This is a genomic window from Arthrobacter alpinus (assembly GCF_900105965.1).
In the GTDB taxonomy this organism is placed as follows: Bacteria; Actinomycetota; Actinomycetes; order Actinomycetales; family Micrococcaceae; genus Specibacter; species Specibacter alpinus.
Window position 1 is genome coordinate 4,038,365 of the sequence record NZ_FNTV01000001.1, and the last position, 25,967, is coordinate 4,064,331.

The following is a 25,967-nucleotide window of genomic DNA, read 5'->3' on the forward strand; positions in this document are numbered from 1 at the left end:
AGATCAAAGGCGATCCACAAACGACATCGGCCATCCAGATTGACTGGATGGCCGACGTCGTAGCGTGAAACGAAACGCGGGTCTAAGCTTCAGGTTCCTATGTTCCTGGCCTTAGCGGAACAGATCGCTGGGCGCTTCCTCGGTAGGGAACGCCGACTCCTGCTTCTTGCCCTTCTTCGGTTTGTCCTTGCCGTTTCCATTGCCGTTCTCGTCAGGAACCACAGCGGTTCCGCCCGGGGTGATGATGACGGAAACGAAGGTTGCGGTACCCGCGTCTCCAAAGGAAACCCGGCCAAGGTAATTGCCCGGGGAGAGCCCCTGCCAGCTGAGGGTCACGTTGCCGGTTTTGCCGTTCGCCAACTTGAGCGGGTTCGGTGCCACCGATGCATTGCCAGCGTTGGCGCCTAGGATCGCCGCGTCAACCGTAGCCTTCACTGCACCGCCACTTGCGCTGGAGTACAGGTTTGCGAGCACCGTGTATGTGCCCGGCGCAGGGTTAGTCAACGAAAGTGTTTCGCTGGAGGAAGCGGTCCGAACATCGCTGTACTGGCCCTGAGGGTTGAAAACGATCATGTCGTAATCGGCCCCCGGATCGGCGGAAATGACCTGGAACTTGGCCAGTTCAGTACCGGCCGGAACCACAACTTCCTTGAGGAAATTGGAGGCGTTGCTGCCAACCACCAGGGGACCCGGTACCAACTCAACAGCGCTGGAATCTGCCTTGGACAGCCCGTTCAAGGTCAGCGCCACGGGAGCGTTCGTACCGGAAACCACCGGAATCTTGCCGCTGCTGTTGCCGTTGTTGGAGCTAAAGGTAATCTCCGGCTGAACCAGGGCTGCCAGAGGACGGACAGCTACCGGCGATGTCACCGTGGCGCCCGATCCCTGCCAGGTGAGGCTGCCCATGGCGAATGCGCCAAGGGCAGCGTTGGCGTTTTCAAAGGTGACCTTGAACGTACGCTGCTCACCCGCCTGTGAAAAGTTCAATACCGAAGGGGTTACCTTGACATTGACGCCGGGGACGTTCGCGGTGGCCCGGTACATTCCTGGCGTCAGAGCCGTGACCGTGCGGGTGACGGTGACCTTGCCCGCCAAACTCCCCACGGCAAACGAAGCCACGTTCATGTCCCGTGCCGCCGTGCTGCCAAGCCCCGGCATGCCCAGGTCAATCCCTGTGCCCTGAATGAATTTCAAGTACTCCGTATCCCCGGCGTCGTAGACGAGCCCGGGTGTGAGGGCATTGACCACCGAGGTCTGGCCGGCGCCGGTTGCAAAGAGGTCGGAATTCTTACTGCCGTCCTCGTTCACCACGTTGGTGGCCGTTGTCATCATGGCCGATTTCACGGCGGCCGGTGACCACGTCGGATTCTTGGCCTTCAGGAGTGCCCCGAAGCCGGCAACATGCGGTGCTGCCATAGACGTACCGGACATCATGCCGAACTGGTCACCGCCGGAGGCAATGGGTGAAACGCCGGCCAGCACGGCCACGCCGGGTGCGGCGACGTCGGGCTTGAGGAGATCCGAATTCGTGGCGCTTAGTGGACCTCTTGAGGAGAACCCGGCAACCTGTGGCTGCGGGGAGACCGGCAGTCCGGTGGTGTCGGTGTCAACGAGGGAGACCAGAATGTCCGGGTTGGCCGTGACCTTGTCTTTGATGATTTGTGTTGCCGGGGGATTCACATGGACGGTGGGCACTGCATGCAGGTCCACGTCTTCAGAAGACGGGGTGACGTTTGTGAGGATCATGCCCACTCCGCCTGCCCGTTTGACCTCGGCGCTCTTGGCCGTGCGATCAATGACGCCGCGATCACACACCACAACTTTGCCCGCAACCTTTGCAGCGTCCAAGGTGTTGGGTCCACAGAGCTCCGGGTTGCTTGCTCCAGCCGCAGCGGCCGCCACTGCCAGGATGACATGGCTGGCAGGTACGGTTTGTCCCATCATGCTGGCACCGCGGAACTTGGTGCCGTCGGAGAACTCAGCCGTTCCCTGAAGTTCTGAGGAGAAAGAGGTGGCAGCCACGGTGGTCAGCCAAGGAGCTCCGTGGTTGACGGTGCTTGCCGTGGGGCCCGAGTTGCCAGCCGATGCCGCAACGAAAATCCCTGCCGAGGTGGCAGAGAGGAACGCCAAGGAAACAGGGTCTGTTGTGGAGGTGGTGCTGCCCGAGATGGAGTAGTTCAGCACATCCACACCATCAAGGATGGCCTGGTTGATAGCCGCGACGGCGGAGGAAGAGTAGCAGCCGCCCGTGTCAGGATCGGTGTCCTCCCAGCAGATCTTGTATACGGAGAGTTTGGCTGCGGGGGCCACACCGCTGGTGATTCCCATGTTGCGATCACCAATTTTTGCGGCGACGTTTGCATTGCCTGCGGCCGTGCTGCCGGTGTGCGTGCCGTGACTGGCGACGTCCACGGGGGAGAGGACTTCCTCGGGAGCCCGGTCCCCGGGGGCAACGTAGTTCAGGAAGTCGTCGGCAAAGTAGTGTGCGCTCAGGACCTTTGAGTTGCAGGCCGTGCCGTCAAAATCGACTCCCGTCTCCACACCTTTTTGGCATTCGCCGGAGAAGGTGTCACCGTTGGCCTTGAGCATGGCGATGTTGCCGTCATCGGTGCGGTACGGGACTCCAACTTGTGGATCACCCGTTAGCGGCTGCACCTCATCTCCGGCAAAGAACGGGCTGGAAGGTGTGTAGCCGGTGTCGATGATGCCAACAACAACACCTTTTCCGGCGTTGTCCTGCCCTCCAAATTTGCTATTCCAGCTGCCGTTCTGGCCGCTAAGTCCCAGGAAATCGGTGCTGGAATAGTCTGGTGCGTTCTCGGTATCCCGTTCCACGGCTAAAACACTCGGGTCCTTGGCCAGCGCCAGCGCCTGATCGGCCGAGAGATCTGCGGAGAAACCGTTGAGGGCTGCCGTATAGGTGCGCTTAACCTTGACATTTTTTGTCATGGCAACCGCGGCCTGTTTGTTCTCCAGGTGAGCCTTGTACTGCTTGACCTCGGGTCGTGAAGAGTCAAGCTTTTGCCCTGACTGCGGCTTGGTCGCAGCCAGGCCGGCCGTGCCGCCGTTGTACATGGCGATGGGCTGCTCGGCAAGGATCACAATGTATCGTCCGGCCTGGTAGTTCAGCGGATCAACGGCTGCGTGTGAAATTCCGGGCACAGTCTGTTGGCTTTGGTTGGCCGATGCTGGCAGTGCCCCCACTGTGGCCAGAAGCAACGGCAGACCGGCACACAGGGCCACAGCCTTTCGCAGTCCTGGGCTTCGAAAGAGAGTTCTTCCCGTTCGTTTCATGGTGCTGTGAACCTTTCAACAGGATCTCCGCCAGGCGTCTTACCTGACGGGTGCAACATGGCACTTCGGCAGGCGTCCTAACGAGAAGAAAGGGCGCTGTGATCCGTTGCAGCCACCTAAAACAGGCTACCGATCGGTAAGGTGTTTGTGATCCAAAACACCAACATTTGCTTGCAGACTAGCCAAATGGGCAGAAAGCCGCCGGGGGCATTGACAGTAAGGGCTGCGAGTTAAAAATCGGCTGGCTGGAAAGTCATAAGGCGCCGGCTAGCAGCCGGGAGGGGCCACATACTGGTATGTGAGGGCCAGGTCGTAGCTCAAGACTGTGCGTGAGGCCGTCCGTTCCCAGCCAAAAGCTCCTGCGAATACGGAGGCGGCGCGCCCCATATCGATGCGGGTTTCACGGAAATCATGCAGGGACGCGATGGCTTGGGCCCACAGCTTGGGCGAGCGCCCATCCACCAGAAGGCCCGTGCGCCCGTCGCTTACGGCACGGGGCAAGCCGCCAACGTTCGTGGCGATAACAGGGGTGCCGCAGGCCTGCGCCTCGAGTGCCACCAAACCAAAGGATTCGCTGGAGGATGGGACGGCCACCACGCTGGCGCTTCGGTACCAGTCAGCCAGCTTCACTGCTTCGACTGGTGGGTAGATCGTTGCGGTCGCGTTCAGGCCGGCGTCGTCAATCATGGCCTGGAGATCGTACTTGTCATGGCCGCTTCGGGACCCCAGGAACGAGAGTTGCAGATCGATGTCGGGGCGTTCCTCCCGTAAGATAGCCGCCGCCTTTACCAGCACATGGGGTCCCTTGAGACGTTGCATGCGGCCGGCAAACACCACGTGGAAGCGCCCCGGGGCAATGCCTAAATCTTGGCGGGACCGGTCTCGGAACGCGGGCTTGAAAATCTTCAGGTCAACGCCGGGAGAGACCACATCGATGCGCTGTTCGCAGCCGTCATAGTGGCGTTCGAGTTCGGCAGCCTCGGCCGTGGTGTTGGCAATCAGGCGGGTAGCCGCAGCCACAATGTGTTGCTCGCCATCTTCGCGAATGCCGGGCTCGGCGCTCTGGCCCTTGGGGAGATGGTGGTTTTTGACCCGTGCCATGGTGTGCATGGTGTGCACGAGGGGCAGGTCCAGGCGTTTTGCCGCCAAAATGCCGGCCATCCCGGATACCCAATAGTGTGAGTGGATCACGCGGACAGGCTCGCCCGGAAGGGCCGCGACGTGATCGGCGACGGCGTCGGCCATCTCTGTGATGAGCTCCGGCAGGGCTTCCTTGGAAACCTTGGAGAACGGGCCCGCCTTGATGTGGTGGACATTGACAAGGGGTGCGAGCCGGACTGTCGCGGGCTGGTCGGCGGAGGTGCGCCGCGTATAAATGTCCACGGCCACGCCGGTGGCGGCCAGCTCCAGCGCCAGATGGCGGACATAGACGTTCATGCCGCCGGCGTCGCCGCCACCTGGTTGTTCGAGCGGGGAAGTGTGGAGGGAAAGCATGGCAACACGCCGAATCTGGTGCACAGCTACCTCCTTGTCTGTTCTGGCCGGGCCGGTGGGCCCCGCAATGGTTGTGGGTGGCGGTGAATGCTCAACGCCATGGGGTGTAACGGAGCGCAATTACCTTGACTATCTTCCCACCGGCGGGCCCAGCATGCTATCTGTATGGCGGCGATGGAAGCTGCCTGGTTCACGCCCCCACGGCATGTGACCGGCTGCACTGCCGTGCCGCATCGGCAAAGCTCCCAGAAAATAGGCCTAAAATGGGCTGGTGAGCCCTTTAGTTGTGCCAGTTCCTGCCCCGAGTCACGGTCTTGAACGGCAAGCCATCATTGACCTGTCCGCAATCGCCAACAACATCCGTCATCTGCGTGAGATTGCTGCCCCGGCTAAATTCATGGCGGTGGTCAAGGCCGACGCCTACGGACACGGCATGATACAGGTGGCCAGCACCGCGGTGGCGGCCGGGGCGCAGTGGCTGGGAACGGCCCACGTCACCGAAGGTCTCGCTCTGCGAGCAGCCGGGTTTGAGGTTCCGGTGTTGTCCTGGCTGCACACGCCAGACACCGATTTTACCTCGGCCGTGGCCAATGAGATTGATCTGGGATGTTCCGGTTGGGAACTCGAGCACATTGTTGCCGCGGCCCGTGAACTCCAGCTGCCGGCCCGGATCCACCTCAAAATCGATACCGGGTTGGGCCGTAACGGCTGTTCCCGGGAAGATTGGTCTGCCCTTGCCGAGGCGGCCATGAGCTACCAGCATCAGGGGCTGTTGCGCGTGGTTGGCGTCTTTAGCCACCTGGCTGTGGCGGATGAACCTGATCGCCCGGAAACGGATCGACAGCTGGAACGGTTCCGCGAGGCCATTGGGGTTCTTGAGGCGGCCGGTGCCCACCTTGAGGTCCGGCACATTGCCAATACCCCGGCCACGCTGTCCCGTCCCGATTCCCATTTCGATATGGTCCGGGTGGGGCTGGGGCTGTACGGGCTTTCGCCGTTTGAGGATCGCACCTCCGCCCAGCTGGGGTTGGTTCCGGCCATGACCCTGCAGACCCAGATTGCGCTGTGCAAAGATGTCCCCTCAGGCCAAGGGGTCTCCTACGGACTCAATTTTATTTCTGAAGTGCCCACCACCTTGGGCCTGGTCCCGGTGGGGTACGCGGACGGCATTCCGCGCATCGCCACGGGTGGTCCGGTCCGCGTCAACGGAGTCACGTACCCCGTGGTGGGGCGCATCGCCATGGACCAGATGGTTATTGACCTAGGACCCAATGCCCACGAAGGCTTTGCTCCGGCAGCAGTTCCGGGTTCCGCATTGGGTGCCACAGCGGTGCTTTTTGGCAACGGGGCCGACGGCGGACCGCTCGTTGAGCAGTGGGCGGCGGCTGCCGGGACGCTCAACTATGAGATCGTGACGCGCATAAGCCAGCGCGTGCCGCGCCGGTATGTGGGTGGTGCCCAGTGAGCACCTGGGAATTTGCTACCGGGACGGCTGAGCAGACCCAGCACCTTGCCGGAAAACTGGCGGAACTGCTGCGTGCCGGGGATCTGATTATCCTCAGCGGTGAGCTCGGCGCCGGCAAAACCACCTTCACGCAGGGTCTTGGCCGCAGCCTTGGCGTGCGAGAAGGGATCATCTCGCCGACCTTCGTGCTCGTGCGCATCCACCCGAACGTCCCGGACGGCACTAACCCGGGCGGACCGGACCTGGTCCATGTTGACGCTTATCGTCTAGGTACACCAGGCGAGATCGATGACATCGACCTGGAGAACACCATGGACTCCTCCGTGACAGTGGTCGAATGGGGCGTGGACAGGGTGGAACACCTCGCCGCCAGCCGGCTCGAAATTGAGCTGGTGCGCGCCGTGGGCGATGCCGGCGCTGTTGCACGCGCTGAGGCCGCAACGCAATCGGCATTTGATGATGGTGGGCTTGATTTTTCGGCCAGCTTCGATGCCGACGAGGACGACGACGAACCCCGCACCTTGCGCTTGACCGCTGTGGGGCCGCGCTGGGAGGGCATCGATTTTTCGGTGCTCGGCCAGCTTGTGAACACAACAGAATAGATGAGAAATACGTGCGAATACTGACCATTGACACCTCGGCCGTCGCCAGCGCAGCGATCCTTGACTTTGATCCGCTGAACCCCGTGAAAACGGCGGAAGTTGTGGCCAATTTTGCCACCGCCGACACCCGCAGCCACGCCGAGGTGTTGGCTCCCGGAGTGAAATCCCTCTTTAGCGATCCCGTCACAGAGGGCCCGGAACTGGACGCCATTGTGGTGGGTACCGGTCCGGGGCCTTTCACCGGCCTGCGTTCCGGCATTGCCATGGCCCGTACCCTCAGCTTCACCTGGGGTGTTCCGCTGTACGGAATGATGAGCCTGGACGCCCTGGCCCACCAAGTTTTTGATGCGCCCGAATACCGTGATGGTGTGGCCGTTGCTCCACTGGCAGTAAGGGATTTTGTGATTGCCACCGACGCGAGGCGCAAGGAAGTGTATTGGGCAAAATACAGTGCCGGCGCACAACTCTTGGACGGGCCGTATGTGGGCCCCGCGGATGACATCTTCGGTGTGCAGGTCTTTGGCGCCGGTGCCGGACTCTATGAGGACGTGCTGGCGGCCAACCGATGCACCGTTTATGCCCCGTTTGCTCAGGCCCAGCCAACGGCCCTTGATCTGGGCCGCGCCGCGGCACGAAAAATCACGGCCGCTGGCTCCTTGGAGCGAGCCGGTCTGTTGGACTCAACGCCCCTGTACTTGCGCGAATCCGATGCCAAGGTTCCGGGTCCCCGGAAGCGGGCACTCTAGTGGCGGGCATGGGAGAAACCACCGCGAGCGACCGGCCCGCCGAGCTCCGCGACATGGTTGCTGCAGACATTGACTTCATCACGGCATTGGACCTGGAACTCTTCGGTGTGGATTCGTGGCCACGGGAGATGTTTGTCGCCGAACTTTCCCAACCCGAAACCCGGCGGTACATCATCGCGGAGCTGTCATCCGGCGTCGAACGCGAGCAGAACCAAATTGCAGGATATGCGGGGCTGATGTGCGTGCCACCTATCGGCGACATCCAGACCATTGGCGTCCTGCCGGAATTTGAGGGCCGGGGCATTGCCCGGGCCATGCTGGACGAGCTCATTGCCGAAGCGGGTCGGCGCGGTGCCGATGACATCATGTTGGAGGTCAGCTCAAAGAATCCGCGGGCCCAAAAGCTGTACAAGCGCTACGGATTTGAACATATTCATACGCGGCGCAAGTACTACCGTGACGGCTCGGACGGGCTGATCATGCGCCTGTCGCTGGCCGGCGACGTCACATCCACTACCGCTACTACATCGAAGGACCCGGCATGAATCAGGCCAACCCGTTAATCCTGGGGATCGAATCCTCCTGCGATGAAACCGGCGTGGGGCTGGTTCGGGGCACCCAATTGCTGACCAACACGGTGTCATCTTCCATGGAAGAACATGTGCGTTTTGGCGGCGTCATCCCCGAAATTGCCTCGCGCGCGCACCTTGATGCTTTTGTGCCAACCCTGCAGCAGGCGCTGGCCGATGCCGGGGTGACGCTGGCCGATGTTGATGCCATCGCCGTCACGAGCGGGCCAGGTCTGGCCGGTGCGCTCATGGTGGGTGTCAGCGCCGCCAAGGCTCTTGCCCTGGCAACGGGCAAGCCGCTGTACGCCATCAACCACCTCGTGGCGCATGTTGGTGTTGGCCTGTTGGATGAATCCATCGCGGCCGTGACCGAGTCTGGATCGTTGCCTGAGAACCTTGGCGCCTTGCTGGTTTCCGGCGGTCACACTGAGATCTTGCGGGTGCGAAGCATTGCCGACGATGTTGAACTGCTGGGCGCCACGATCGACGACGCCGCGGGGGAGGCCTTCGACAAGGTGGCCCGCCTGCTGGGGCTGAACTACCCGGGCGGCCCGGCCATCGACCGGCTGGCCAAGGACGGCAACGCAAAGGCCGTGCGCTTCCCGCGCGGACTGACCATGCCCAAGTACATGGGCACGGCGGAGGCTCCCGGCCCGCACCGCTACGACTTCTCTTTTTCGGGGCTCAAGACGGCCGTGGCCCGGTGTGTGGAAGGCTACGAGGCCCGCGGTGAGGATATCCCCGTGGCCGACATTGCGGCCTCGTTCCAGGAGGCAGTGCTGGATGTCATCACCGCCAAAGCGGTTCTGGCCTGCAAGGAAAAGGGCATCACCACGCTGCTGCTTGGCGGTGGCGTTGCCGCGAACTCGCGTCTGCGTGAACTGGCGCAGCAAAGGTGTTTGGCGGCCGGCATTACGCTGTTGGTCCCCAAGCTTTCACTTTGCACGGACAACGGCGCCATGGTTGCAGCACTGGGTGCACAGCTGGTCATGAATGGTGTTGCCCCGAGTGATCTGGCGTTCGCCCCGGATTCCTCCATGCCCGTGACAAGCATCAGCCTGTAGCAACTGACCGTCTGAAAGTGATCCGGCGTGGAGCGGGGCGCTGTATGCCCTCCGGCCACCCTCCGGCATGTGGGCCAAGGCCAAGGCCACAGGCACAAAGAAACGCTGCACCACCATAAATGGTGGTGCAGCGTTGGTGCGCGGTGGCGTTTATGCGGCCGAGAAGCGCAAGGTTATGGTCCTTGCTTCCGGGCGGAGTGCGAAGTCCGGCCACACATCCGGACCGCAGGCCCGTGAACCCAGACCGTGCTGCGCCGCATCAATGTACAGGTAATGACAGCTTGATTCCGGCAGCTCATGTGGGTGCCCGGCCTTGGATACTTCCTGGGCCGTGTTCCGTGTCAGCGTGAACCCGGGACGCCGTCCCAGCGCATCGGGATCGGCCTCAACGCGAAGCCATGGAGCTCCGGAACGGCTCAGCTCCAGCCGGCGCAGATCGCTCCGGTGCCCCGTTTCCTGAGGCCTGGCGTAGTTGACGTTGAGCTCATCAATCGACGCCTTGTGTTCTCCCACCGCGGTGGCGTGCATGCTGTCCGGGTACGATTCCCGCGGACCTGCGCCGAACCAGGACGCCCCGTCAACATCTGTGGGCAGATCCAAGCGCACGCCGATCCTGGGGAACACCAGGTCCCAACCGGCACTGGGCGCAATATCGATTCGGAGCCACAGCTCTTCACCGTCAAGCTGCCAGTTCTCCTCCATCGCCACCGAGTTCCCGCCGTCCGCAGCGGCATAGCGAGTGCGAACCCGCAGACCGTTGGGCAGGGCAGCAACGTCCTCAACGCGGCGGGTCAGCCGATCCAGTCCGGCCTGTTTCCACACGGTCTCCGAGGACGGCGCCGGAACGCCACGTCCGGCATTGAGCCACGGATCCTCCGGGCCGTACGCACCGAAGCCGTTGCCCTTGTCATTGTCGGTGGGCGCACGCCACAGCTCGAGTCGGGGACCAGCCACAGGCAAGCCCGCAAGCGAAACAAGCGATCCGGCGTCGAACGTGGCCGGGCCAAGCTCCACGGGGAGCGCATCATCGGTGGCTGTGGCTGTGGCTGTGGCTGTGGCTGTGGCCGGACGTGGCGCGCGCCGAGCAGGCTGCGCGGCTGTGAGATCAAGCTGCGTTTCGCTGAGCGGGTGCCCGGCGGGTGCCCACGGCGTCGCCTCAGACAGCACGGCCTGAACACTGAGCCAGGTCTCGCCGCCCAGTGCAGCAGTAACCGGGGGCAGCGCCAAAGTGGCCGATTCGCCGGCAAGCAGCGCCCCGCTGCTGCCGTTTGCGGCCACCTCGCCCGAGGCGCCCATAACGCCGTTGTGCTCTACCCGCCAGCGAAGCACGACGTCGGACGCGTCGGCCGTGTGCCGCAGGTTGGCTACCGTGAGGCTCGGGCTTCCGGCGTCGTCCAGGGTCAGGCCGAGGCGGATGGGGGAGACGATCTGCTTGTACTCGAACAGGCCCGGCGTAGGCGTGGAATCGGAGAGAACCATGCCGTCCATGACGAAGTTGGAATCGTGGATCACCTCATCGAAGTCGCCACCGTAGGCAAAGAACTCCGTGCCGTCGGCGGTGGAGGTGCGGATGCCGTGATCGCGCCACTCCCACACGAAACCGCCGTGCAGGCGGGGGTACTTTTCCACCAGCTCCTCGTACTGGTCAATGGCGCCGGGACCGTTGCCCATGGCGTGAACGTATTCGCACAAGATGAATGGCCGGGTGCGCTGGCGGGCCGATTCGGCCGCGTTGCAGCCAAGGAGGAGAGCATGGGAATCGTCCCGGCCAATGGAATCGGTTTCCGGGATGGAGGAGTACATCCGGGAGTAAACGTCCGTGTAGGCGCCCGTGTAATCGCCCTCGTAGTGAACCGGGCGGGATGTGTCCCTTGCACGGGTCCAGGCAGCCATGGCGGCTAGGTTTGCGCCCGTGCCGGACTCATTGCCCAGCGACCACATGATGATCGAGGCATGGTTCTTGTCCCGCTCCACGGTGCGTTCCATCCGGTTCACCAAGGCATCTCGCCATGCAGGATCGTCGCTCGGGTTGCCGACCCAGTCCAGTGCGTGGAAACCATGGGTCTCCAGGTCGCATTCCAAGATGACCCAGAAGCCCATCTCGTCAGCCAAATCCAACAGACGCGGGTGCGGCGGGTAGTGGCTGGTTCGGATCGCGTTGACATTAAAACGCTTCATGAGGGCAAGGTCTTCGCGGGCGCTGGCCTCATCAAAGACACGTCCCCGGTCGGCATTTGTCTCGTGGCGATTCACGCCATGGAACACCACACGGCGGCCATTGACCAGGAACGTATCTCCCACGATCTCCACCGTGCGGAAACCCAAACGGAGTGTGATGCTCTCCGCCGCGCTGGACACGCTCGCGTCGTAGAGCCGGGGAACCTCGGCTGACCACGGCTCCACATTCTCCACAGTTACCGGGGCAAGCTCCGCGGCGGAGTTCCACGTGACGTTGATGCCCAGTTCCGGGACGCTCAGGGTCACCGGGAATGCAGCGGCATCCGCAGTGATTTCGGGATCGATGGTGCCCACTGTTGCGTTCCAGCCGGTCCGCAGCCAAACGTCCGTCAGTCCGCCGGCCGGGCGGGCCTGCAGCGTCACGTCACGGAAAATGCCCGGCAGCCACCACTGATCCTGGTCCTCAAGGTAGCTTGCCGCCGACCATTGGTGAACCCGGACCGCAAGCACATTGTTGCCGGGGCGCAGGGCCGCGGTGACATCGAACTCCTGGGCGAGCCGGCTGCCCGAGCCAACCCCAATTTCTTGCCCGTTCACCCACACCTTGTAGCGGGACTCGACGCCGTCAAAGCGCAAGGTGAGTGACGCCGTCGTACTTTCAAACCAGGCTTCCGGAACGTCAAAGCTGCGGCGGTAATCGCCCGTGGGGTTGGCATCGGGGATGAAGGGCGGGTCGATGGGGAACGGGTATTGCACGTTGGTGTAGATGGGGCGGCCGTATTTGCCGTCACCCTGCAGCACCCAGTGGGAGGGGACAGCGAGCGTGTCCCATCCGGAGTCGTCGAAGGACTCGGCGCCCACGCCTTCCACTGATTCGCCTGCGGGAAGGATGGATCCGGCGCCGGGGGTGCCAGGGGCTGCGGGCAGCAGGCGGAAGCGCCAATCCCCATTAAGGGACAGGGACGGGGCGTCGCTGTTCAACCAGGAGCGGGCCGGAACGCGCAGACCCGAGCCGGGGCCCCGGTCGGTGATGTATGAAGACGACATTATTTAACTGATCCTTCTGTGAGGCCGCCACGCCAGAAGCGTTGCAGCACGACCATGGCGATTCCCAGCGGGATGATGGAGAGCAAGACTCCGCCGGTTGTGAGTTCGTAGAATTCGGGCAACCTGTCGACCTGGCTAAGCCAGTTGTTCAGGCCAAGCGTAATGGGGTAGAGCTCCACGTCGGACAGCATGACCAGGGGCAGGAAATAGTTGTTCCAGATTCCCACCAGCTGGAACAAGAACACGGTGACCAGGGCTGGTGTCAGCACCTTCAGGCCTATGGTGTGGAAGATGCGCAACTCACCTGCACCGTCAATCCGGGCGGCCTCGATGAGGGCCGTGTCGACGGTGCTTTGTGCGTAGATCCGGCACAGGAAAATTCCAAATGGTGAGACGAGCGAGGGGATGAGCACGGACCAGTAGGTGTTGGCGATACCCAGCTGGCTGAAGAGCAGGAACAACGGCAGTGCGGTGGCCGTGCCGGGGACCAGCACGCCGCCAAGAATCGTTCCGAAGACCAGGTTCCTGCCGCGGAACTCATACTTGGCCAGGGCGTAGCCGCCGGCTGCGGCAAAGTAGGTGGCAACCAGCGCGCCAACACCGGCGTAGATGATCGAGTTGAAGAACCAGCGGACAAAAATTCCGCCGTCGTAGCTCAAGACCTGGGAGATGTTGTGCCACAGGGAGAAGGTGGGCGCAAACCAAAAACCGTTGGTTGAGAACAGGTCGGACGTTGATTTGGTGGACGCCACAAGGACCCAGTAGACCGGGGCAAGGAAGTACATGGCCACCACCAGGAGCAGCCCGGTGACGATAATGGTCGATGATCGGGCCCGTCGTTTGGACCTGGCCGAGGATGGCATTGCTGCCGGCGACGGTGCCGGCCTCGATTCCTTGAGGATTGTCATGAGGATTTCCTGTTCGAGATTTTGAGGAAGACAAAGGAAAGGATGAAGGCCACGGTGGCAATGAGGACGGCCTGGGCGGCAGCGACGTTGTAGTCGTTGTAGGCGAACGCGGTGCTGTAGGCGCTGAGGTTTGGTGTGTATTGGCTGTCGATTGACGGTGCAACAGTCTTCAGGACCTGAGCTTCTGCAAAGAGCTGAAGGGTGCCGATAATCGAAAAGACCGTGGTGAGCACAAGGGCCGGCTTGATCAGGGGCAGCTGAATGCTGCGGGCGATCCGCCATGTAGTGGCCCCATCCACCCTGGCTGCTTCATAGAGTTCCGCCGGGATGGTTTTGAGCTGCGCCACGATGATGAGCATGTTGTATCCCGCATAACTCCACAGGACAATGTTCGCGATGGACCACAGAACGGCGTTCGGACCGAGGAAATCAAGTTCCAGGCCGAACATCCCGGCAATGTCGATCAAGGGACTCAACCCTGGCACGTACAGGAACGACCAGAGGATGGTGGCGATCACCCCGGGCACTCCGTAGGGCAAAAAGTAGGCTGCACGGAAGAACCCGGGCCACTTGGCCGAAACCGATTCCAGCATCAGGGCCAACACGGTGCAGAGGGCAATCATGACAGGTACCTGGACAATGCCAAACAGGAACATTCTGCCAATCGAGGCGACGAAGTTGCCGTCGGAAAGGGCCTGGGCGTAGTTGCTGAACCACGCGAATTCGCTCGTCACACCCGCTTCGCCAAACAGGCCGCTGCGGGTGACCTTCGTGAAGCTGGAGGCGATGGCAACAAGGATGGGCAAGATGAAGGTAAGCAGGAACAATGCCAGAAATGGTGCCAGCAGAATCCATGGGGCGCGGGCCTGGGCTCGGGACCTGCGGGGGACACGCTTGTAGTCGTTGCCTTGCGGGGTGGTCCCGGCTTGTTGCCGGGTGGTTTGGTGCGTGGTTGTCATGATGCTTCCCTTCGAATGCTCAGGCCCTTGTTCTTGAAGACGGTCATGATCTGGGCCTCCGCGATCGACATGGTTTCCACGAGGGATGTTCCGGTGGCTTTTTTGCGGAAACCGTCACTGAGGATGTTCAGCGACTGTGTGGTGACCGGCCACCACGTCCAATCCGGGTTCTGTTGCAACGTTGCTGGTTCGAAAATTTCCTCGTTGTAGTTTTGACCGCTGAAGAACGCCGAAGGTTCGGTCCGGGAGCTGCCAATGAAAGCGGGAGCCGGCGACCATCCGATGCCACTGTTGTTGATCATGGCGTCGATTCCTTCCTTGGACGTAGTCATCCAAACGGCAAATTCAAGCGCCTCCTTTGGATGCTTACTGTTCGCAAGGACCGCCGCGGTCGAACCGCCCAGGTAGCTGGACCCAAAACCGGCGCTGCCGTCCCATACCGGCATGGGCGCCACCCGCCATTTGCCCTCGCCCCCGCTGACGCCTCCGATGAGGGCGTCAGCCCAGCTGGCGGACGCCACTGATGCCAGTTGGCCCTTCGCCGCTGCGGCGAACCAGCCAGGCGAGAAGGCGCCGTAGCCGGTTTGGACGAGATCCTTGTCAATTGCTGCATCGAAGAATTCAGCGGCTTGCAGGGTTGCATCGTCTGTCATGTTGACCACCCAGCCATCCTCTTCGGCGCGGAACCAGCGGGCACCGGCTTGGGTTGCGTACGCCGCAAAGACTGATGCGTCGCCAAGAGGGAAACAGTCCATGTAGGTGTCGGCCTTGCGCAATTCCCCGGCCACCTCGCCCCATTCCTGCCATGTGGCAGGTGGTGTTGCGCCGACCTTCTCCAGCACGGCAGGTTGGTAGTACATGCCCATGGGGCCGGAATCCTGCGGAATGCCGTAGACGCCTCCCGTGAAGCTGACTTGGTTCCACAGTGTGGGGTCATAGAGGTGCGCCGATTCCGTGGCACCGTATCGGGTGAGGTCAACCAAGCCGTTGACGAGCATGAACTCGGGAATGGACCGCATCTCGACCTGGGCCAGATCCGGCCCGCCTTGCGTGGCGAGGGCGGAGAATATTTTTTGGTATCCACCAGAGTTGCCTCCGGGTATCCAAACAGTTTCAACCTGGACGTTGGGGTGGGACTCGTTCCAGATATCGGCAACCTTTTGCAGATCCTTCAACCAGGACCAGTAGGTAAGGGTGATCTTTTCCCCGGATGCCGCCGGTGGGATGGTGGGGGTGCCGTTGACCGAAGCCGTGCCCGGGCTGGCGCAACCTGCCAGCATTCCCAGGGCTGCCGTTCCGAGTCCGGCACCAAGGAGCTGCCGTCGTGTGAATTGTGTCATGAGCCTTCACTTCGTCGTATAGGTCGAGACGCGAGGTGTCCGCGGGACACCAGCATCACCCGGCGAACCGAGTACGAAGGACGCTAACACAAATATCGAGTAGGTACTCGAAATTGAAATTATGTGACGCAAGACTCATGTAGGCTCGCTACTTATGACCACCAATGAGGCCCGGACCAGGGCGCCGCGCGGACCTTATGCCAAGTCCAAGGCCCGCCGCGAAAGTATTGTTCTGGCTGCCCATGAAGTGTTTGCGGCCCAGGGCTACCGCAGCGGCTCATTGCAGGATGTGGCAGACGCCGTGGGAATGAGCCAGACGAGCCTGCTGCACTACTTCCCGTCGAAAAGGGATCTGCTGCTAGCGGTGCTGAATTGGCGTGACACTGTCACCGGGGACGGCGGGCCCCGCGACCCCGAGGAAACCCTGGCCGAGGCCGTGATTCGGCAGGCCCGATTCAACGAAACGGTGCCTGGGGTCATTGAGCTTTACACGGTGCTGTGCGCTGAATCTGTCACGGCCAACCACCCCGGCCGCGACTATTTTACCCAGCGCTATGAAGGCTTGCGCCGCAGCTACTTGAGATCATTTTCCGCGCTCGCAGAAGAAGGGCGGCTGCGGCCGGGCGTGAATCCTGAGCGGGCTGCGGCGAGCCTCATTGCCCTCTGGGACGGCATTCAGACGCAGTGGCTCATGGACCCGGAAAGCGTGGACATGGCAGAGTGTCTGCGGGACTACCTGCAATTGCTGATCCTCCCCGAATGAAGGGCGTTTCAGCTGCCTAACAGGATGAGCGCCGTGTCAAGGGTGGCCAACGCCTGAGGGTTGTCCACTCTTGCCAGGGTCATGGCGGCAATGACCAAGGAGCTAAGAACCGTGGCCAGCTGTTCCTGGGCGGCCAAATCAAGTTCGGTGCGGTGGGCGGCTACTCCGCGGAGCAGTGAAGTGCGCAATTCCTGCCGGTAACCGGCAATCGTTCGGCTGACCGCCTCTTCATTGGAGATGGGTGCCCCGGCCACGTTCAGCAGCAGACAGCCGTTGTCGGCGGACAGTGTTCCGCGCTGGGCCAGGGCTTCCTTGAGACCTGTGAAGTACTTCACGATCGCATCGGGGGCAACGTCGGCGGTATTCAGGGGCAGGAGCCTGGGGCGGATAACCTCACCAAGGTAGCTTGTCAGGGCGGCGTCAAAGAGCCCCCGCTTACTGCCAAAAGCATGGTAAATGCTCGACCGGCTCAGGCCAGTGGCGCGCTCGAGGTCCGGAAGTGATGCGTCCTCGTAGCCGTGCTCCCAAAAAACCGTCCGCGCAGAACGGATGACCTCTTGCGTGTCAAAGGCTTGCGTGCGTCCCATGGGACCTCTCATTTTGTGGATCGATCAGTTCAATATATAGTGGACTAGTCAATACATAATAAACCATGGGTGGCGGTTCCTGGAACCAACGCACCCCTTGAGGAGTTGTCCAACGTGGTTATCACCGGTCTCGTGTTCGCAGGCATTGCTGCGCTCATTCACGTCTATATCTTCTACATGGAATCGATCGCATGGACCGGGGATCGCAGCCGCGCCACCTTTGGGATTGCGAGCCGAGAAGAAGCCGAAATGACGAAGGCGTTGGCCTTCAACCAAGGGTTCTACAACTTGTTCCTAGCCCTCGCAGTCATGGCCGGCATCATCGTTTTCGCAGCGGGAAACACCACAGTCGGCGCCACGCTGATGTTTGTGGGGGCAGGATCCATGATCGCTGCCGGTGCCGTACTGCTCCTCTCCAGCCCGAGCAAAGCCCCGGCAGCACTGAAGCAGCTCCTTCCACCACTGCTTGGTGTTGTGGCACTGGCCATCGGCCTGTCTCTCTAAAACAAGACCTCTCCATCACTTCCAACAGAAAGTTCACATCGTGACCAACTCAGTCAGCACCCAAATCCAACTCACCTCCCGCCCCGTAGGCTGGCCGACCGCCGAGGATTTCACCACTGTCAAGGTGGAAATAGGACCGGTGAAGCCCGGCCAAATCCGGGTGGTCAACGAGTTCGTATCCGTTGACCCCTACATGCGCGGCCGCATGAGCGCAGCCAAGAGCTACTCGGCACCCTTTGCCCTCGGTGAGACCATGACAGGCGGCGCGATCGGTCGCGTAGTCGAGTCAGCCAGCGAGCAGATCCCCGTGGGTTCTGTGGTGCTCCACCAGTTTGGCTGGCGCGATGTGGTCCAGGAAGATGCCGCCGGTTTCAAGATCGTTCCCGAGTTGCCCGGGGTGCCGCTGTCGCTGTACCTGGGGATCCTTGGCATGACCGGGTTCACCGGCTATGTTGGCTTGACCGCAATCGCCGCCATGAAGCCAGGGGACACCGTCTTTATTTCCGGTGCTGCAGGTGCCGTGGGCACCGCAGCCGGACAGATCGCCCGTCTGTTGGGCGCGGGCCGTATCATCGGATCGGCCGGCAGTGACGAGAAGGTTGCCCTGCTGACCGAGAAGTACGGTTACGACGCAGCCTTCAACTACAAGTCAGGTTCCGTGCGTGAGTTGTTGGCCGCCGCGGCCCCCGAAGGCATTGACGTGTTCTTCGACAACGTGGGTGGGGATCACCTCGAAGCCGCTCTCGACGTCTTCAACCCAGGTGGCCGGGCCGCATTGTGCGGTGCCATCACCGGGTACAACACCACGGACCGAAAGTCAGGCCCGGACAACATGGTCAACATGATTACCCGCGGCCTGAACCTGAGGGGTTTCACCTTGGGCAGCCACTTGGACATGGCAGCGGAATTCAACCAGCACATGACCGGCTGGTTCACCGAGGGAAAGATCGCTTACGACGAGACCGTAGTTGACGGAATCGACCACGCTGTTGATGCCTTGCTCGACATGATGCGCGGAGCCAACACCGGCAAGATGGTGGTTCGCACGGCCGTTCCGGTCGCCGCCAACGCATAGAAGTTAGTCGCAAGCCGGTGCGGGGGTGGCCTAGTTGCTGGCCATCTCCGCGACAAGCTCACGGACGACGGCGCGCAACTCGCCACCGTGGGCGGCGGCGACGCGGCGTTGGCGCTGATAGCTGGCCCCGTTTGCCAAGATCTTCTCCACATTGGCCAGCTCATCGGCGCAGCCAAGTTTCGCGGCAACGGGTTCAAGCTTGTTTAGCAGCTCAACCGTGTGCTCGGTGACGAGCTGTTCCTTGCCGGCGGCATCGAGAATGATGATGGCGTCCATGCCGTAGCGGGCCGCCCGCCATTTGTTTTCCTGGACGTGCCACGGCGGCATGGTGGGGATGGTGCCGCCATCGTTGAGGGTGTTTGAAAAGTCTTCAACGAGGCACTGGGTCAGCGCCGCAACGGCGCCGATCTCTTCCAGTGTGGACATGCCATCGCAGATCCGCATTTCAATCGTGCCCAGACCAGCCACGGGCCGGATGTCCCACCGGATTTCATTGGTTGCATCGATGACGCCGGTGGTGAACATGTCCTGCACATAGGATTCGTAGGCAGCCCAGTTTGGGAACTGGAACGGCAGCCCCGCCGTGGGCAGCTGCTGGAACATGAGGGCGCGCTGGGAAGCGTAACCGGTATCCTCACCGTTCCAGTACGGGGATGATGCCGAGAGTGCCTGGAAGTGCGGGAAGTAGTTGACCAATCCGTCCAGAACCGGCATCGCCTTCGATACATGGTCCAAACCAACATGGACGTGAACGCCGTAGATGAGCATCTGGCTGCCCCACCACTGGGTCCTGTCAACCAACTTCGCGTAGCGTTCTTTGTCGGTCACCACCTGCGTGCGTGAATTGCTATAAGGGTGGGTTCCGGCGCACAGCAGGTCCAGTCCCAGTGGCTCGGTGGCCTCGCGCAAGATGTTCAGGCTGCGGCGCAGATCTTCGGTGCCCTCGGAGACCGTGTGGTTGACTCCCGTGACCAACTCCACAGTGTTCTGAAGCATTTCACCCTTGATGTGCGGGTGCTCGCCATCTGCCATGACGTCGGGGTGTGCGGCGGTGATGTTGGCAAAAACATCATTTGCGCGGGCGGCGAGCTCACCCGAATCTTTGTCAACGAGGGCAATTTCCCATTCCAAACCCAGCGTAGATTGCTCGGACTTTGCGAAATCAATCTTCACTGCGGCGCCTCCTTGGCAATGCGAAGTTGTGACAGCAATTCGGTAAAAGTGCCGGCTGCTCTCTGATTGTAGTTCAGGATCTCAGGCACAATGGATGCATGCCTATCCTGAATAAAGACATGACATTGTGCATCTCCTTGGCCGCACGGCCCAGCAACATCGGCACGCGCTTCCACAACTATCTTTATGATGCGCTTGAGCTGAACTACGTCTACAAGGCGTTCGCTCCGGTTGATCTGGCCCAGGCTGTTGCCGGCATCCGTGGACTCGGCATTCGCGGAGCCGCCGTGTCCATGCCGTACAAGGAAGATGTCATTGAGCTCATTGACGTCATGGATGCCTCGGCTTCCGCGATCGATTCGGTCAACACAATTGTTAATAATGACGGCGTGCTGACCGCCTACAACACCGACTACCTCGCGATCGCGCGTCTATTGACGAGCAATGCCGTTGACCCTGCCACGACCGTGCTTCTGCGTGGCTCGGGCGGCATGGCGAAGGCTGTTGCCGCTGCCTTGCACGACGCCGGATTTGCTCACGTGACGATCGTGGCCCGCAACGAAGAGCGGGGCCGGGCCCTGGCCGCGCTGTACAACTTTGCCTGGTTGCCTGAGGTAGGCGGGGATACGGCGCAGATGCTGATCAATGTCACCCCGATGGGCATGACCGGTGCCGATGAAACCGTCCAGTCCTTCGCCGATGACACGGTGGCGGCGGCACGGATTGTCTTTGATGTGGTGGCGCTGCCGGCGGAAACCCCGCTCATCAAGGCCGGGCGCACCGCGGGCAAACACATCATCACCGGGGCCGAGGTCGTTGCCATTCAAGCCGAGGAGCAGTTTGTGCTCTACACCGGAGTGCGCCCCAGCCCGGAACTAGTCCTGGAAGCCTCCGTGTTCTCCCGGCAGGCCTAGCCTAAACACCTTTTGCCCCGGTTTAGAGGGCGGAAGGGCCATTCACGGGACCATGAGGTTCCACCACCACGGCCACCCGGTCCTCGCCAATGCGCGTCAGGATCAGGGTGGCCTTGTTCGGCCCCTTGCCTGAACCGGTCAGAAGCTGTCGGCGCAGTTCCTCGGGCGTGACAGAAATTCCACGCTTCTTGATATCCAGCACGCCGATCCGATTCGCCTTGACCCAGCTCTTGAGTGCCTTGACGTTGAATGGCTTGACTTCAACCACCTTGTAGGCTCGGGCAAATGGTGTGTCCACAGCGTCATCGCAGGACAAATACGCGATGTGTTCATCAAGTAGGTGGGCACCCATTGTCCGGGCGAGATCTGCCACCAGTCCCGCACGGATGACGGCGCCGTCGGGCTCGTAGAGGTAGTGACCCACGGGGCCGAGCTCAGCATTTTGATTGAGCGGATCGTAGGACTCCCCACTTGTCAGCTCTGCAGTGCCATGCCGGCCAATGACCAGCGCGGACCGGCGAATGCCCGGCCGGGCCAAAGCGTTGAAGTACAGGCCGGCCTCAACCACATCGCCATTGATTGAAATCCATTGAGCCTCGGCGGTTGCCGGCACCGCCTCATGCGGGATGCCCGGCCCCATCTTGACACCGACGGCCAGGCCCCGATCTGCCAGAGATTCCACGAAGGACAGCGGAGGGGAGAAAGCCTCTGGGTCAAAGAGGCGCGTGGTGCCGGAGGTGTTGGTGGTGCGCCGTGCCGGGTCGAGCCACACGCCCTCGATGCTGGCGAGGTCCACTTCCTCAGCCTTTGCGCACAGCACCTTTGCGTTCGGGAAGGGCATCAGGTTCACGGTGGTGCATGCTGCGGTAATCTCGTCCATCTCCACAGCGGTGACGTCGATATCCAGGCTGGCCATGGCCAGCGAATCCGCACCGAGACCACAGCCCAGATCGGCCACGGAGGTGATGTTCGCCGTCGTAAATCTTTGGGCGTGGAGAGCGGCAATGCTCAAGCGCGTGGCTTGCTCGAGCCCCGCCTGGGTAAACAGCATCTGGTGGGCGAACTCGCCAAATTTTGCCTCGGCCTTGGCGCGCAGGCGTGCCTGCGTCAACGCGGCGGCCACCAATTCAGGGGAGTGGCCGGCTTTACGCAGGGACTCGTTGAGTTTGAGGGAATCGGCCTCACGGTAGGGGCCCAGGGATGACAAGAGTTCCCAGCCTTCAACGGTGAGCAGGGGGGAGATTGCATCGCTAGGCATGACTCAAGCCTAGCCGCCAACGCGCGAGTGATAAGGATCACTGGAAATAGGATACGAATAATTTGCGCAATTATTCGCCCATGTAATAGCTTCTTAAGAGTGCTTGTAAGGCTTGCCTAAGCTAATCTAACTCTGGAGAAAATCGATGTTGAAGACGCGCCTGATGACGTTCGCCGCCACCGCCGCCGTGCTTGCCCTGACCGCCTGCGGTTCACAATCCGCAGCCCCCGCGGACTCCGAAAGTGCCGTGGCCGCAACTGTCACCATCGAGGACAACAACGGATCTCACACCATCAACACCCCGCTGAAGTCAGTGGTGGCCACGGACAACCGAACCTTTGAGACGCTGGCCGCCTGGGACATCAAGCTCAGCGCCGCTGCTGTAGCGCTCATGCCTAAAACCAGCCCGTACAAGAGTGACTCCTCGATCATCGACCTGGGCAGTCACAACGAACCGGACTTGGAAGCCGTTGTAGCCGTGGATCCGGACATCATTGTTAACGGACAGCGCTTCACCCAGTACCAAGATGACTTCCGCAAGCTGGCCCCCAACGCCACCGTCCTGGCCCTTGACCCGCGTGACGGGGAACCGCTGGACGCTGAACTGAAGCGCCAGATCACGGTTCTGGGCGAAGTCTTCGGCAAGCAGGCCGAGGCCACCAAGCTCAACGCCGACTTCGATGCAGCCGTTGCCCGCGTCAAGGCTGCGTACAACAAGGACGACACCGTCATGGGCTTGATCGCCTCCGGAGGCAAGATCAACTACTCCGCACCGAGCACCGGGCGCACCCTGGGCCCCCTGTTTGACCTCCTGGACCTGACCCCGGCTCTTGAAGTGGACAAGGCAAGCACCGATCACAAGGGTGATGACATCTCCGTCGAGGCCATCGCCAAGTCCAACCCCACCTGGATGCTGGTCATGGACCGAGACGCCGCCGTTTCAGCAGACGATGCCGAGTACAAGCCGGCCAATGAGGTGCTGGAAACCTCCGCAGCGTTGAAGAATGTCACGGCTACCAAGTCCGGAAACATCGTTTACATGCCAGCCGATACCTACACCAACGAAGGTATCCAGACCTACACCGAATTCCTTAACTCCTTTGCGGATGCCCTCGAAGGCAAGTAAGAAAATAGCGTTCCCAACAGTGGCAGATCCGGCATTGGCCGGCTCTGCCACTGTGCTGTTTCCAAGCACGTTCTGAAAGGACTGCTGCATCATGACCGCCAGACCCGCCTCGGTTAAAACCGTCCCGCCGCAGGGAGCTCGCAACAAGGGCAGGCTCTTTGAGCCCAGCCTGCTGATAGGCATCGCCATTGTGGCTGCCTTGCTTGTGGTTTCCCTGTTTACCGGTGTCTATGACATCTTTGGTGGCCAAGACGGTGGGGAGATGTTCGCGGTGACGCGAATACCGCGCACCATAGCCCTGGTTCTGGCGGGGGCAGCCATGGCGATGTCCGGTCTGGTGATGCAGTTGCTGACGCAAAACCGCTTCGTTGAACCAACCACAACCGGTACCACCGAGTGGGCCGGTCTGGGTCTGCTGGCCGTCATGATCATCAATCCAGGTGCCAGCATCCTGGTCAAGATGTCCGGCGCGGTTCTGGCGGCGTTCATAGGCACCATGATCTTCTTCATGTTCCTGCGCCGGGTCTCGCTCAAAGCCTCGCTAACGGTTCCCATTGTTGGCATCATGCTCGGTGCCGTGGTGGGGGCGGTTTCCACCTTTATCGCACTGCAGACCGACATGCTCCAGAGCCTGGGCATTTGGTTTGCCGGCAGCTTCACCTCCGTCCTTCGCGGCCAGTACGAGGTGCTGTGGATTGTGGCCCTGGTTGGAGTGGTCGTTTTTTACGTTGCCGACAGGTTCACTGTCGCCGGCCTTGGCGAAGAAGTGGCCACCAACGTAGGCCTGAACTACAACCAAATCATGCTGCTGGGTACCGGGCTCATCGCCGTGGCTACCGGCATTGTCACGGTGGTTGTAGGCAACCTTCCCTTCCTGGGGTTGATTGTGCCGAACATCGTCTCGATGTTCCGCGGTGACGACCTTCGCGGAAACCTGCCCTGGGTCTGCCTGCTGGGCATTGCCATCGTGACAGTGTGTGACCTGGTGGGCCGCACCATCATCATGCCCTTTGAGGTGCCGGTGTCTTTGATACTCGGCGTGATCGGTGCCGTGGTCTTCATTTCACTCCTACTGAAGCAGCGTCGACATGGCTGAAACACTCCCACGCACCACGGCCCCACTGAGCCGGCACCACGGTGGCCGGTCCACCGGCCCCCTGCCGACGGCCGCAGTGCGAAAGCGCTACTGGATCATCCTGAGCATCTTGATTGTCTTGGCCGCAGGCTTTGGCTTTGGACTGCTTGCCTGGGACAACCCCATGCCCGTGGGCACACCCGGCTTCTGGCGAATCGCTGAGCTCCGGGCCACCAGCATTGTGGTGATGGCGGTGGTGGCCATCTGCCAGGCCATGGCAACAGTCAGCTTTCAAACGGCCACCAACAACCGCATCATCACGCCGTCGATCATGGGCTTTGAATCCTTGTTTGTGGCCGTTCAGACGTGCGCCGTCTTTTTCATGGGCGCCGCGGGCGTGGTCATGATGGCCGGTATTCCGCAGTTCATCCTGCAAATCGTGATCATGGTGGGCTTGTCCATGGCGCTCTACGGCTGGTTGTTGTCGGGCAAGTACGGCAATCTGCAGATCATGCTGCTCGTAGGGATCGTGATTGGCGGTGGGCTGGGAGCCATCTCCGCTTTCATGCAGCGGCTGCTGAGTCCCAGCAACTTTGACGTTCTTACCGCCCGGCTCTTCGGCTCTGTCTCCAACGCTGATCCCGCCTACCTGCCCATTGCCATCCCGCTGTGCCTGGCCGCCGGGACCCTGCTGCTGCTCAACGCAAAACGGCTGAACATCATTGCCCTGGGCGCGGACACCACCACCAACTTGGGGCTCAACCACCGCTTCGAAGTGATGCGGGTGCTGTTCCTGGTTTCCATACTCATGGCGACGTCCACGGCGCTTGTTGGGCCAATGACGTTCCTTGGCTTTTTGGTGGCAACCCTGGCCTACCAGCTGGCCGACACCTACGACCACAAATATGTGTTCCCAGTGGCCGCCTTGGTGGGCTTTGTGGTTCTTTCCGGCGCGTACTTTGTCATGAAAAACATCTTCTACGCCCAGGGTGTGGTCTCCATCCTCATCGAGGCCGTAGGCGGAACCCTGTTCTTGTTCTTTATTCTCCGAAAGGGTCGACTGTGATCACGCTGACCGATGTTTCAAAAAGTTACAGCAGCGAGGTCGCCATTGGCCCGGTAACTCTGCAGATCCCCGCCGGTGGCATTACCGCATTGGTGGGCCCCAACGGGGCAGGGAAGTCAACGTTGTTGACAATGATCGGGCGCTTGCTGGGGCTCGACGCCGGTGTCATTGAGGTCGCCGGATATGACGTGTCCAGCACCTCCTCCAAGGACCTGGCGAAGATCGTGGCGATCCTGCGTCAAGAAAACCACTTCGTGGCACGTCTTACGGTCCGCCAGCTGGTTGGCTTTGGCCGATTCCCACACACCAAGGGGCGGCTGACCGCGGCCGATGAGGAAGTCATCAGCCGGTCCATCGATTTCCTCAACCTTCACGAGTTGGAGAACCGCTATTTGGACCAGCTCTCGGGAGGGCAGCGCCAACGAGCCTATGTTGCCATGGTGCTGGCCCAGGACACCGACTACGTGCTGCTGGATGAGCCGTTGAACAATTTGGACATGAAGCACTCCGCGCAGATGATGCAACTCCTCCACAAGGCAGCCCGCGAGTTGGGCCGCACCATTGTCATTGTTCTGCATGACATCAACTTCGCCGGGCACTATGCGGACCATATCTGCGCAGTGAAAGATGGCAAGGTCATTGAATTCGGTACGCCGGAGGAGATCATGACCGATGAGGTGCTCAGCAGCGTCTTTGACACACCCGTGACGGTGATCGACGGCCCGCGCGGACCGCTTGCCGTGTACTACTGACCCCTCGC

General features: G+C 61.2%; 22 protein-coding genes. 13 read left to right on the forward strand and 9 right to left on the reverse strand.

Annotated features, from left to right (window positions below; all coding sequences use genetic code 11):
• Positions 1 to 111: 111 nt before the first annotated feature.
• Together BLV41_RS18510 and mshA are read right to left on the reverse strand one after the other, a co-directional pair.
• Positions 112 to 3,294 carry a S8 family serine peptidase gene (locus tag BLV41_RS18510; RefSeq protein WP_083360865.1) on the reverse strand — a complete coding sequence of 1,061 codons (3,183 nt, stop codon included), beginning with the start codon at positions 3,292 to 3,294 and terminating at the stop codon, positions 112 to 114.
• Positions 3,295 to 3,561: 267 nt separating this feature from the next.
• Positions 3,562 to 4,812 (reverse strand): D-inositol-3-phosphate glycosyltransferase, encoded by a 1,251-nt coding sequence (gene mshA, locus BLV41_RS18515; protein ID WP_139244383.1) that lies wholly within the window; start codon positions 4,810 to 4,812, stop codon positions 3,562 to 3,564.
• A 247-nt stretch (positions 4,813 to 5,059) separates the two neighbouring features.
• Here mshA and alr point away from each other — a divergent pair, with 247 nt between their 5' ends.
• Genes alr through tsaD form a run of 5 tightly spaced genes read left to right on the forward strand, consistent with a single transcriptional unit; the run spans position 5,060 to position 9,234 of the window.
• Positions 5,060 to 6,253: an alanine racemase gene (gene alr / locus BLV41_RS18520; protein WP_244516966.1), complete on the forward strand. Its 1,194-nt coding sequence runs from the start codon at positions 5,060 to 5,062 to the stop codon at positions 6,251 to 6,253.
• Complete coding sequence (tsaE, locus tag BLV41_RS18525) at positions 6,250 to 6,855, forward strand: tRNA (adenosine(37)-N6)-threonylcarbamoyltransferase complex ATPase subunit type 1 TsaE (RefSeq protein ID WP_074712873.1); 606 nt, start codon at positions 6,250 to 6,252, stop codon at positions 6,853 to 6,855. The genes alr and tsaE overlap by 4 nt, the downstream gene beginning before the upstream one ends.
• A gap of 11 nt (positions 6,856 to 6,866) precedes the next feature.
• The gene (tsaB, locus tag BLV41_RS18530) at positions 6,867 to 7,601 is read left to right on the forward strand and encodes a tRNA (adenosine(37)-N6)-threonylcarbamoyltransferase complex dimerization subunit type 1 TsaB (protein ID WP_074712874.1); all 735 of its coding nucleotides are present in this window, start codon (positions 6,867 to 6,869) and stop codon (positions 7,599 to 7,601) included.
• A gap of 8 nt (positions 7,602 to 7,609) precedes the next feature.
• Positions 7,610 to 8,146: a ribosomal protein S18-alanine N-acetyltransferase gene (gene rimI, locus BLV41_RS18535; RefSeq protein ID WP_074713436.1), complete on the forward strand. Its 537-nt coding sequence runs from the start codon at positions 7,610 to 7,612 to the stop codon at positions 8,144 to 8,146.
• Positions 8,143 to 9,234: a tRNA (adenosine(37)-N6)-threonylcarbamoyltransferase complex transferase subunit TsaD gene (gene tsaD, locus BLV41_RS18540; protein ID WP_074712875.1), complete on the forward strand. Its 1,092-nt coding sequence runs from the start codon at positions 8,143 to 8,145 to the stop codon at positions 9,232 to 9,234. The genes rimI and tsaD overlap by 4 nt, the downstream gene beginning before the upstream one ends.
• 150 nt (positions 9,235 to 9,384) lie before the next feature.
• Here tsaD and BLV41_RS18545 read toward each other — a convergent pair whose 3' ends face one another.
• Genes BLV41_RS18545 through BLV41_RS18560 form a run of 4 tightly spaced genes read right to left on the reverse strand, consistent with a single transcriptional unit; the run spans position 9,385 to position 15,666 of the window.
• Positions 9,385 to 12,459 carry a glycoside hydrolase family 2 TIM barrel-domain containing protein gene (locus BLV41_RS18545; protein ID WP_139244385.1) on the reverse strand — a complete coding sequence of 1,025 codons (3,075 nt, stop codon included), beginning with the start codon at positions 12,457 to 12,459 and terminating at the stop codon, positions 9,385 to 9,387.
• Positions 12,459 to 13,322, reverse strand: a complete 864-nt coding sequence (locus BLV41_RS18550; protein ID WP_139244482.1) for a carbohydrate ABC transporter permease — start codon at positions 13,320 to 13,322, stop codon at positions 12,459 to 12,461. The genes BLV41_RS18545 and BLV41_RS18550 overlap by 1 nt, the downstream gene beginning before the upstream one ends.
• A gap of 41 nt (positions 13,323 to 13,363) precedes the next feature.
• The gene (locus tag BLV41_RS18555) at positions 13,364 to 14,326 is read right to left on the reverse strand and encodes a carbohydrate ABC transporter permease (RefSeq protein ID WP_074712877.1); all 963 of its coding nucleotides are present in this window, start codon (positions 14,324 to 14,326) and stop codon (positions 13,364 to 13,366) included.
• The gene (locus BLV41_RS18560) at positions 14,323 to 15,666 is read right to left on the reverse strand and encodes an ABC transporter substrate-binding protein (protein ID WP_074712878.1); all 1,344 of its coding nucleotides are present in this window, start codon (positions 15,664 to 15,666) and stop codon (positions 14,323 to 14,325) included. The genes BLV41_RS18555 and BLV41_RS18560 overlap by 4 nt, the downstream gene beginning before the upstream one ends.
• A gap of 154 nt (positions 15,667 to 15,820) precedes the next feature.
• On the opposite strand from BLV41_RS18560, the gene BLV41_RS18565 reads away from it, so the two are divergent.
• Positions 15,821 to 16,429, forward strand: a complete 609-nt coding sequence (locus BLV41_RS18565; RefSeq protein ID WP_074712879.1) for a TetR/AcrR family transcriptional regulator — start codon at positions 15,821 to 15,823, stop codon at positions 16,427 to 16,429.
• Positions 16,430 to 16,437: 8 nt separating this feature from the next.
• Here BLV41_RS18565 and BLV41_RS18570 read toward each other — a convergent pair whose 3' ends face one another.
• Positions 16,438 to 17,016 (reverse strand): TetR/AcrR family transcriptional regulator, encoded by a 579-nt coding sequence (locus BLV41_RS18570; protein WP_074712880.1) that lies wholly within the window; start codon positions 17,014 to 17,016, stop codon positions 16,438 to 16,440.
• Positions 17,017 to 17,130: 114 nt separating this feature from the next.
• On the opposite strand from BLV41_RS18570, the gene BLV41_RS18575 reads away from it, so the two are divergent.
• The gene (locus BLV41_RS18575; protein ID WP_074713438.1) at positions 17,131 to 17,520 is read left to right on the forward strand and encodes a DUF1304 domain-containing protein; all 390 of its coding nucleotides are present in this window, start codon (positions 17,131 to 17,133) and stop codon (positions 17,518 to 17,520) included.
• A gap of 40 nt (positions 17,521 to 17,560) precedes the next feature.
• Positions 17,561 to 18,595: an NADP-dependent oxidoreductase gene (locus tag BLV41_RS18580; RefSeq protein WP_074712881.1), complete on the forward strand. Its 1,035-nt coding sequence runs from the start codon at positions 17,561 to 17,563 to the stop codon at positions 18,593 to 18,595.
• A 30-nt stretch (positions 18,596 to 18,625) separates the two neighbouring features.
• Here BLV41_RS18580 and BLV41_RS18585 read toward each other — a convergent pair whose 3' ends face one another.
• The gene (locus BLV41_RS18585; RefSeq protein ID WP_074712882.1) at positions 18,626 to 19,768 is read right to left on the reverse strand and encodes a glutamate--cysteine ligase; all 1,143 of its coding nucleotides are present in this window, start codon (positions 19,766 to 19,768) and stop codon (positions 18,626 to 18,628) included.
• Positions 19,769 to 19,866: 98 nt separating this feature from the next.
• On the opposite strand from BLV41_RS18585, the gene BLV41_RS18590 reads away from it, so the two are divergent.
• A complete protein-coding gene (locus BLV41_RS18590) occupies positions 19,867 to 20,682 on the forward strand; it encodes a shikimate 5-dehydrogenase (protein WP_074712883.1) in 816 nt (271 codons plus the stop codon).
• Positions 20,683 to 20,704: 22 nt separating this feature from the next.
• On the opposite strand, the gene BLV41_RS18595 is transcribed toward BLV41_RS18590, so the two are convergent.
• A complete protein-coding gene (locus tag BLV41_RS18595; protein ID WP_074712884.1) occupies positions 20,705 to 21,940 on the reverse strand; it encodes a class I SAM-dependent methyltransferase in 1,236 nt (411 codons plus the stop codon).
• A 145-nt stretch (positions 21,941 to 22,085) separates the two neighbouring features.
• Here BLV41_RS18595 and BLV41_RS18600 point away from each other — a divergent pair, with 145 nt between their 5' ends.
• From BLV41_RS18600 to BLV41_RS18615, 4 genes are all read left to right on the forward strand, one after another.
• Positions 22,086 to 23,066 carry a siderophore ABC transporter substrate-binding protein gene (locus BLV41_RS18600; RefSeq protein ID WP_074712885.1) on the forward strand — a complete coding sequence of 327 codons (981 nt, stop codon included), beginning with the start codon at positions 22,086 to 22,088 and terminating at the stop codon, positions 23,064 to 23,066.
• Positions 23,067 to 23,157: 91 nt separating this feature from the next.
• Positions 23,158 to 24,162, forward strand: a complete 1,005-nt coding sequence (locus tag BLV41_RS18605) for an ABC transporter permease (RefSeq protein ID WP_074712886.1) — start codon at positions 23,158 to 23,160, stop codon at positions 24,160 to 24,162.
• On the forward strand, positions 24,155 to 25,207 hold the full coding sequence (locus BLV41_RS18610) for an iron chelate uptake ABC transporter family permease subunit (RefSeq protein ID WP_074712887.1): 1,053 nt from the start codon (positions 24,155 to 24,157) through the stop codon (positions 25,205 to 25,207). The genes BLV41_RS18605 and BLV41_RS18610 overlap by 8 nt, the downstream gene beginning before the upstream one ends.
• Positions 25,204 to 25,959, forward strand: a complete 756-nt coding sequence (locus tag BLV41_RS18615) for an iron ABC transporter ATP-binding protein (protein ID WP_074712888.1) — start codon at positions 25,204 to 25,206, stop codon at positions 25,957 to 25,959. The genes BLV41_RS18610 and BLV41_RS18615 overlap by 4 nt, the downstream gene beginning before the upstream one ends.
• Positions 25,960 to 25,967: the final 8 nt, after the last annotated feature.

Bases quoted from the DNA above. Each gene is read 5' to 3' on its own strand.
- BLV41_RS18510 (WP_083360865.1), bottom strand. From the start codon at position 3,294: ATGAAACGAACGGGAAGAACTCTCTTTCGAAGCCCAGGACTGCGAAAG.
- rimI (WP_074713436.1), top strand. From the start codon at position 7,610: ATGGGAGAAACCACCGCGAGCGACCGGCCCGCCGAGCTCCGCGACATG.
- tsaD (WP_074712875.1), top strand. From the start codon at position 8,143: ATGAATCAGGCCAACCCGTTAATCCTGGGGATCGAATCCTCCTGCGAT.
- BLV41_RS18545 (WP_139244385.1), bottom strand. From the start codon at position 12,459: ATGTCGTCTTCATACATCACCGACCGGGGCCCCGGCTCGGGTCTGCGC.
- BLV41_RS18550 (WP_139244482.1), bottom strand. From the start codon at position 13,322: ATGCCATCCTCGGCCAGGTCCAAACGACGGGCCCGATCATCGACCATT.
- BLV41_RS18555 (WP_074712877.1), bottom strand. From the start codon at position 14,326: ATGACAACCACGCACCAAACCACCCGGCAACAAGCCGGGACCACCCCG.
- BLV41_RS18560 (WP_074712878.1), bottom strand. From the start codon at position 15,666: ATGACACAATTCACACGACGGCAGCTCCTTGGTGCCGGACTCGGAACG.
- BLV41_RS18565 (WP_074712879.1), top strand. From the start codon at position 15,821: ATGACCACCAATGAGGCCCGGACCAGGGCGCCGCGCGGACCTTATGCC.
- BLV41_RS18570 (WP_074712880.1), bottom strand. From the start codon at position 17,016: ATGGGACGCACGCAAGCCTTTGACACGCAAGAGGTCATCCGTTCTGCG.
- BLV41_RS18590 (WP_074712883.1), top strand. From the start codon at position 19,867: ATGCCTATCCTGAATAAAGACATGACATTGTGCATCTCCTTGGCCGCA.
- BLV41_RS18595 (WP_074712884.1), bottom strand. From the start codon at position 21,940: ATGCCTAGCGATGCAATCTCCCCCCTGCTCACCGTTGAAGGCTGGGAA.
- BLV41_RS18600 (WP_074712885.1), top strand. From the start codon at position 22,086: ATGTTGAAGACGCGCCTGATGACGTTCGCCGCCACCGCCGCCGTGCTT.
- BLV41_RS18605 (WP_074712886.1), top strand. From the start codon at position 23,158: ATGACCGCCAGACCCGCCTCGGTTAAAACCGTCCCGCCGCAGGGAGCT.
- BLV41_RS18610 (WP_074712887.1), top strand. From the start codon at position 24,155: ATGGCTGAAACACTCCCACGCACCACGGCCCCACTGAGCCGGCACCAC.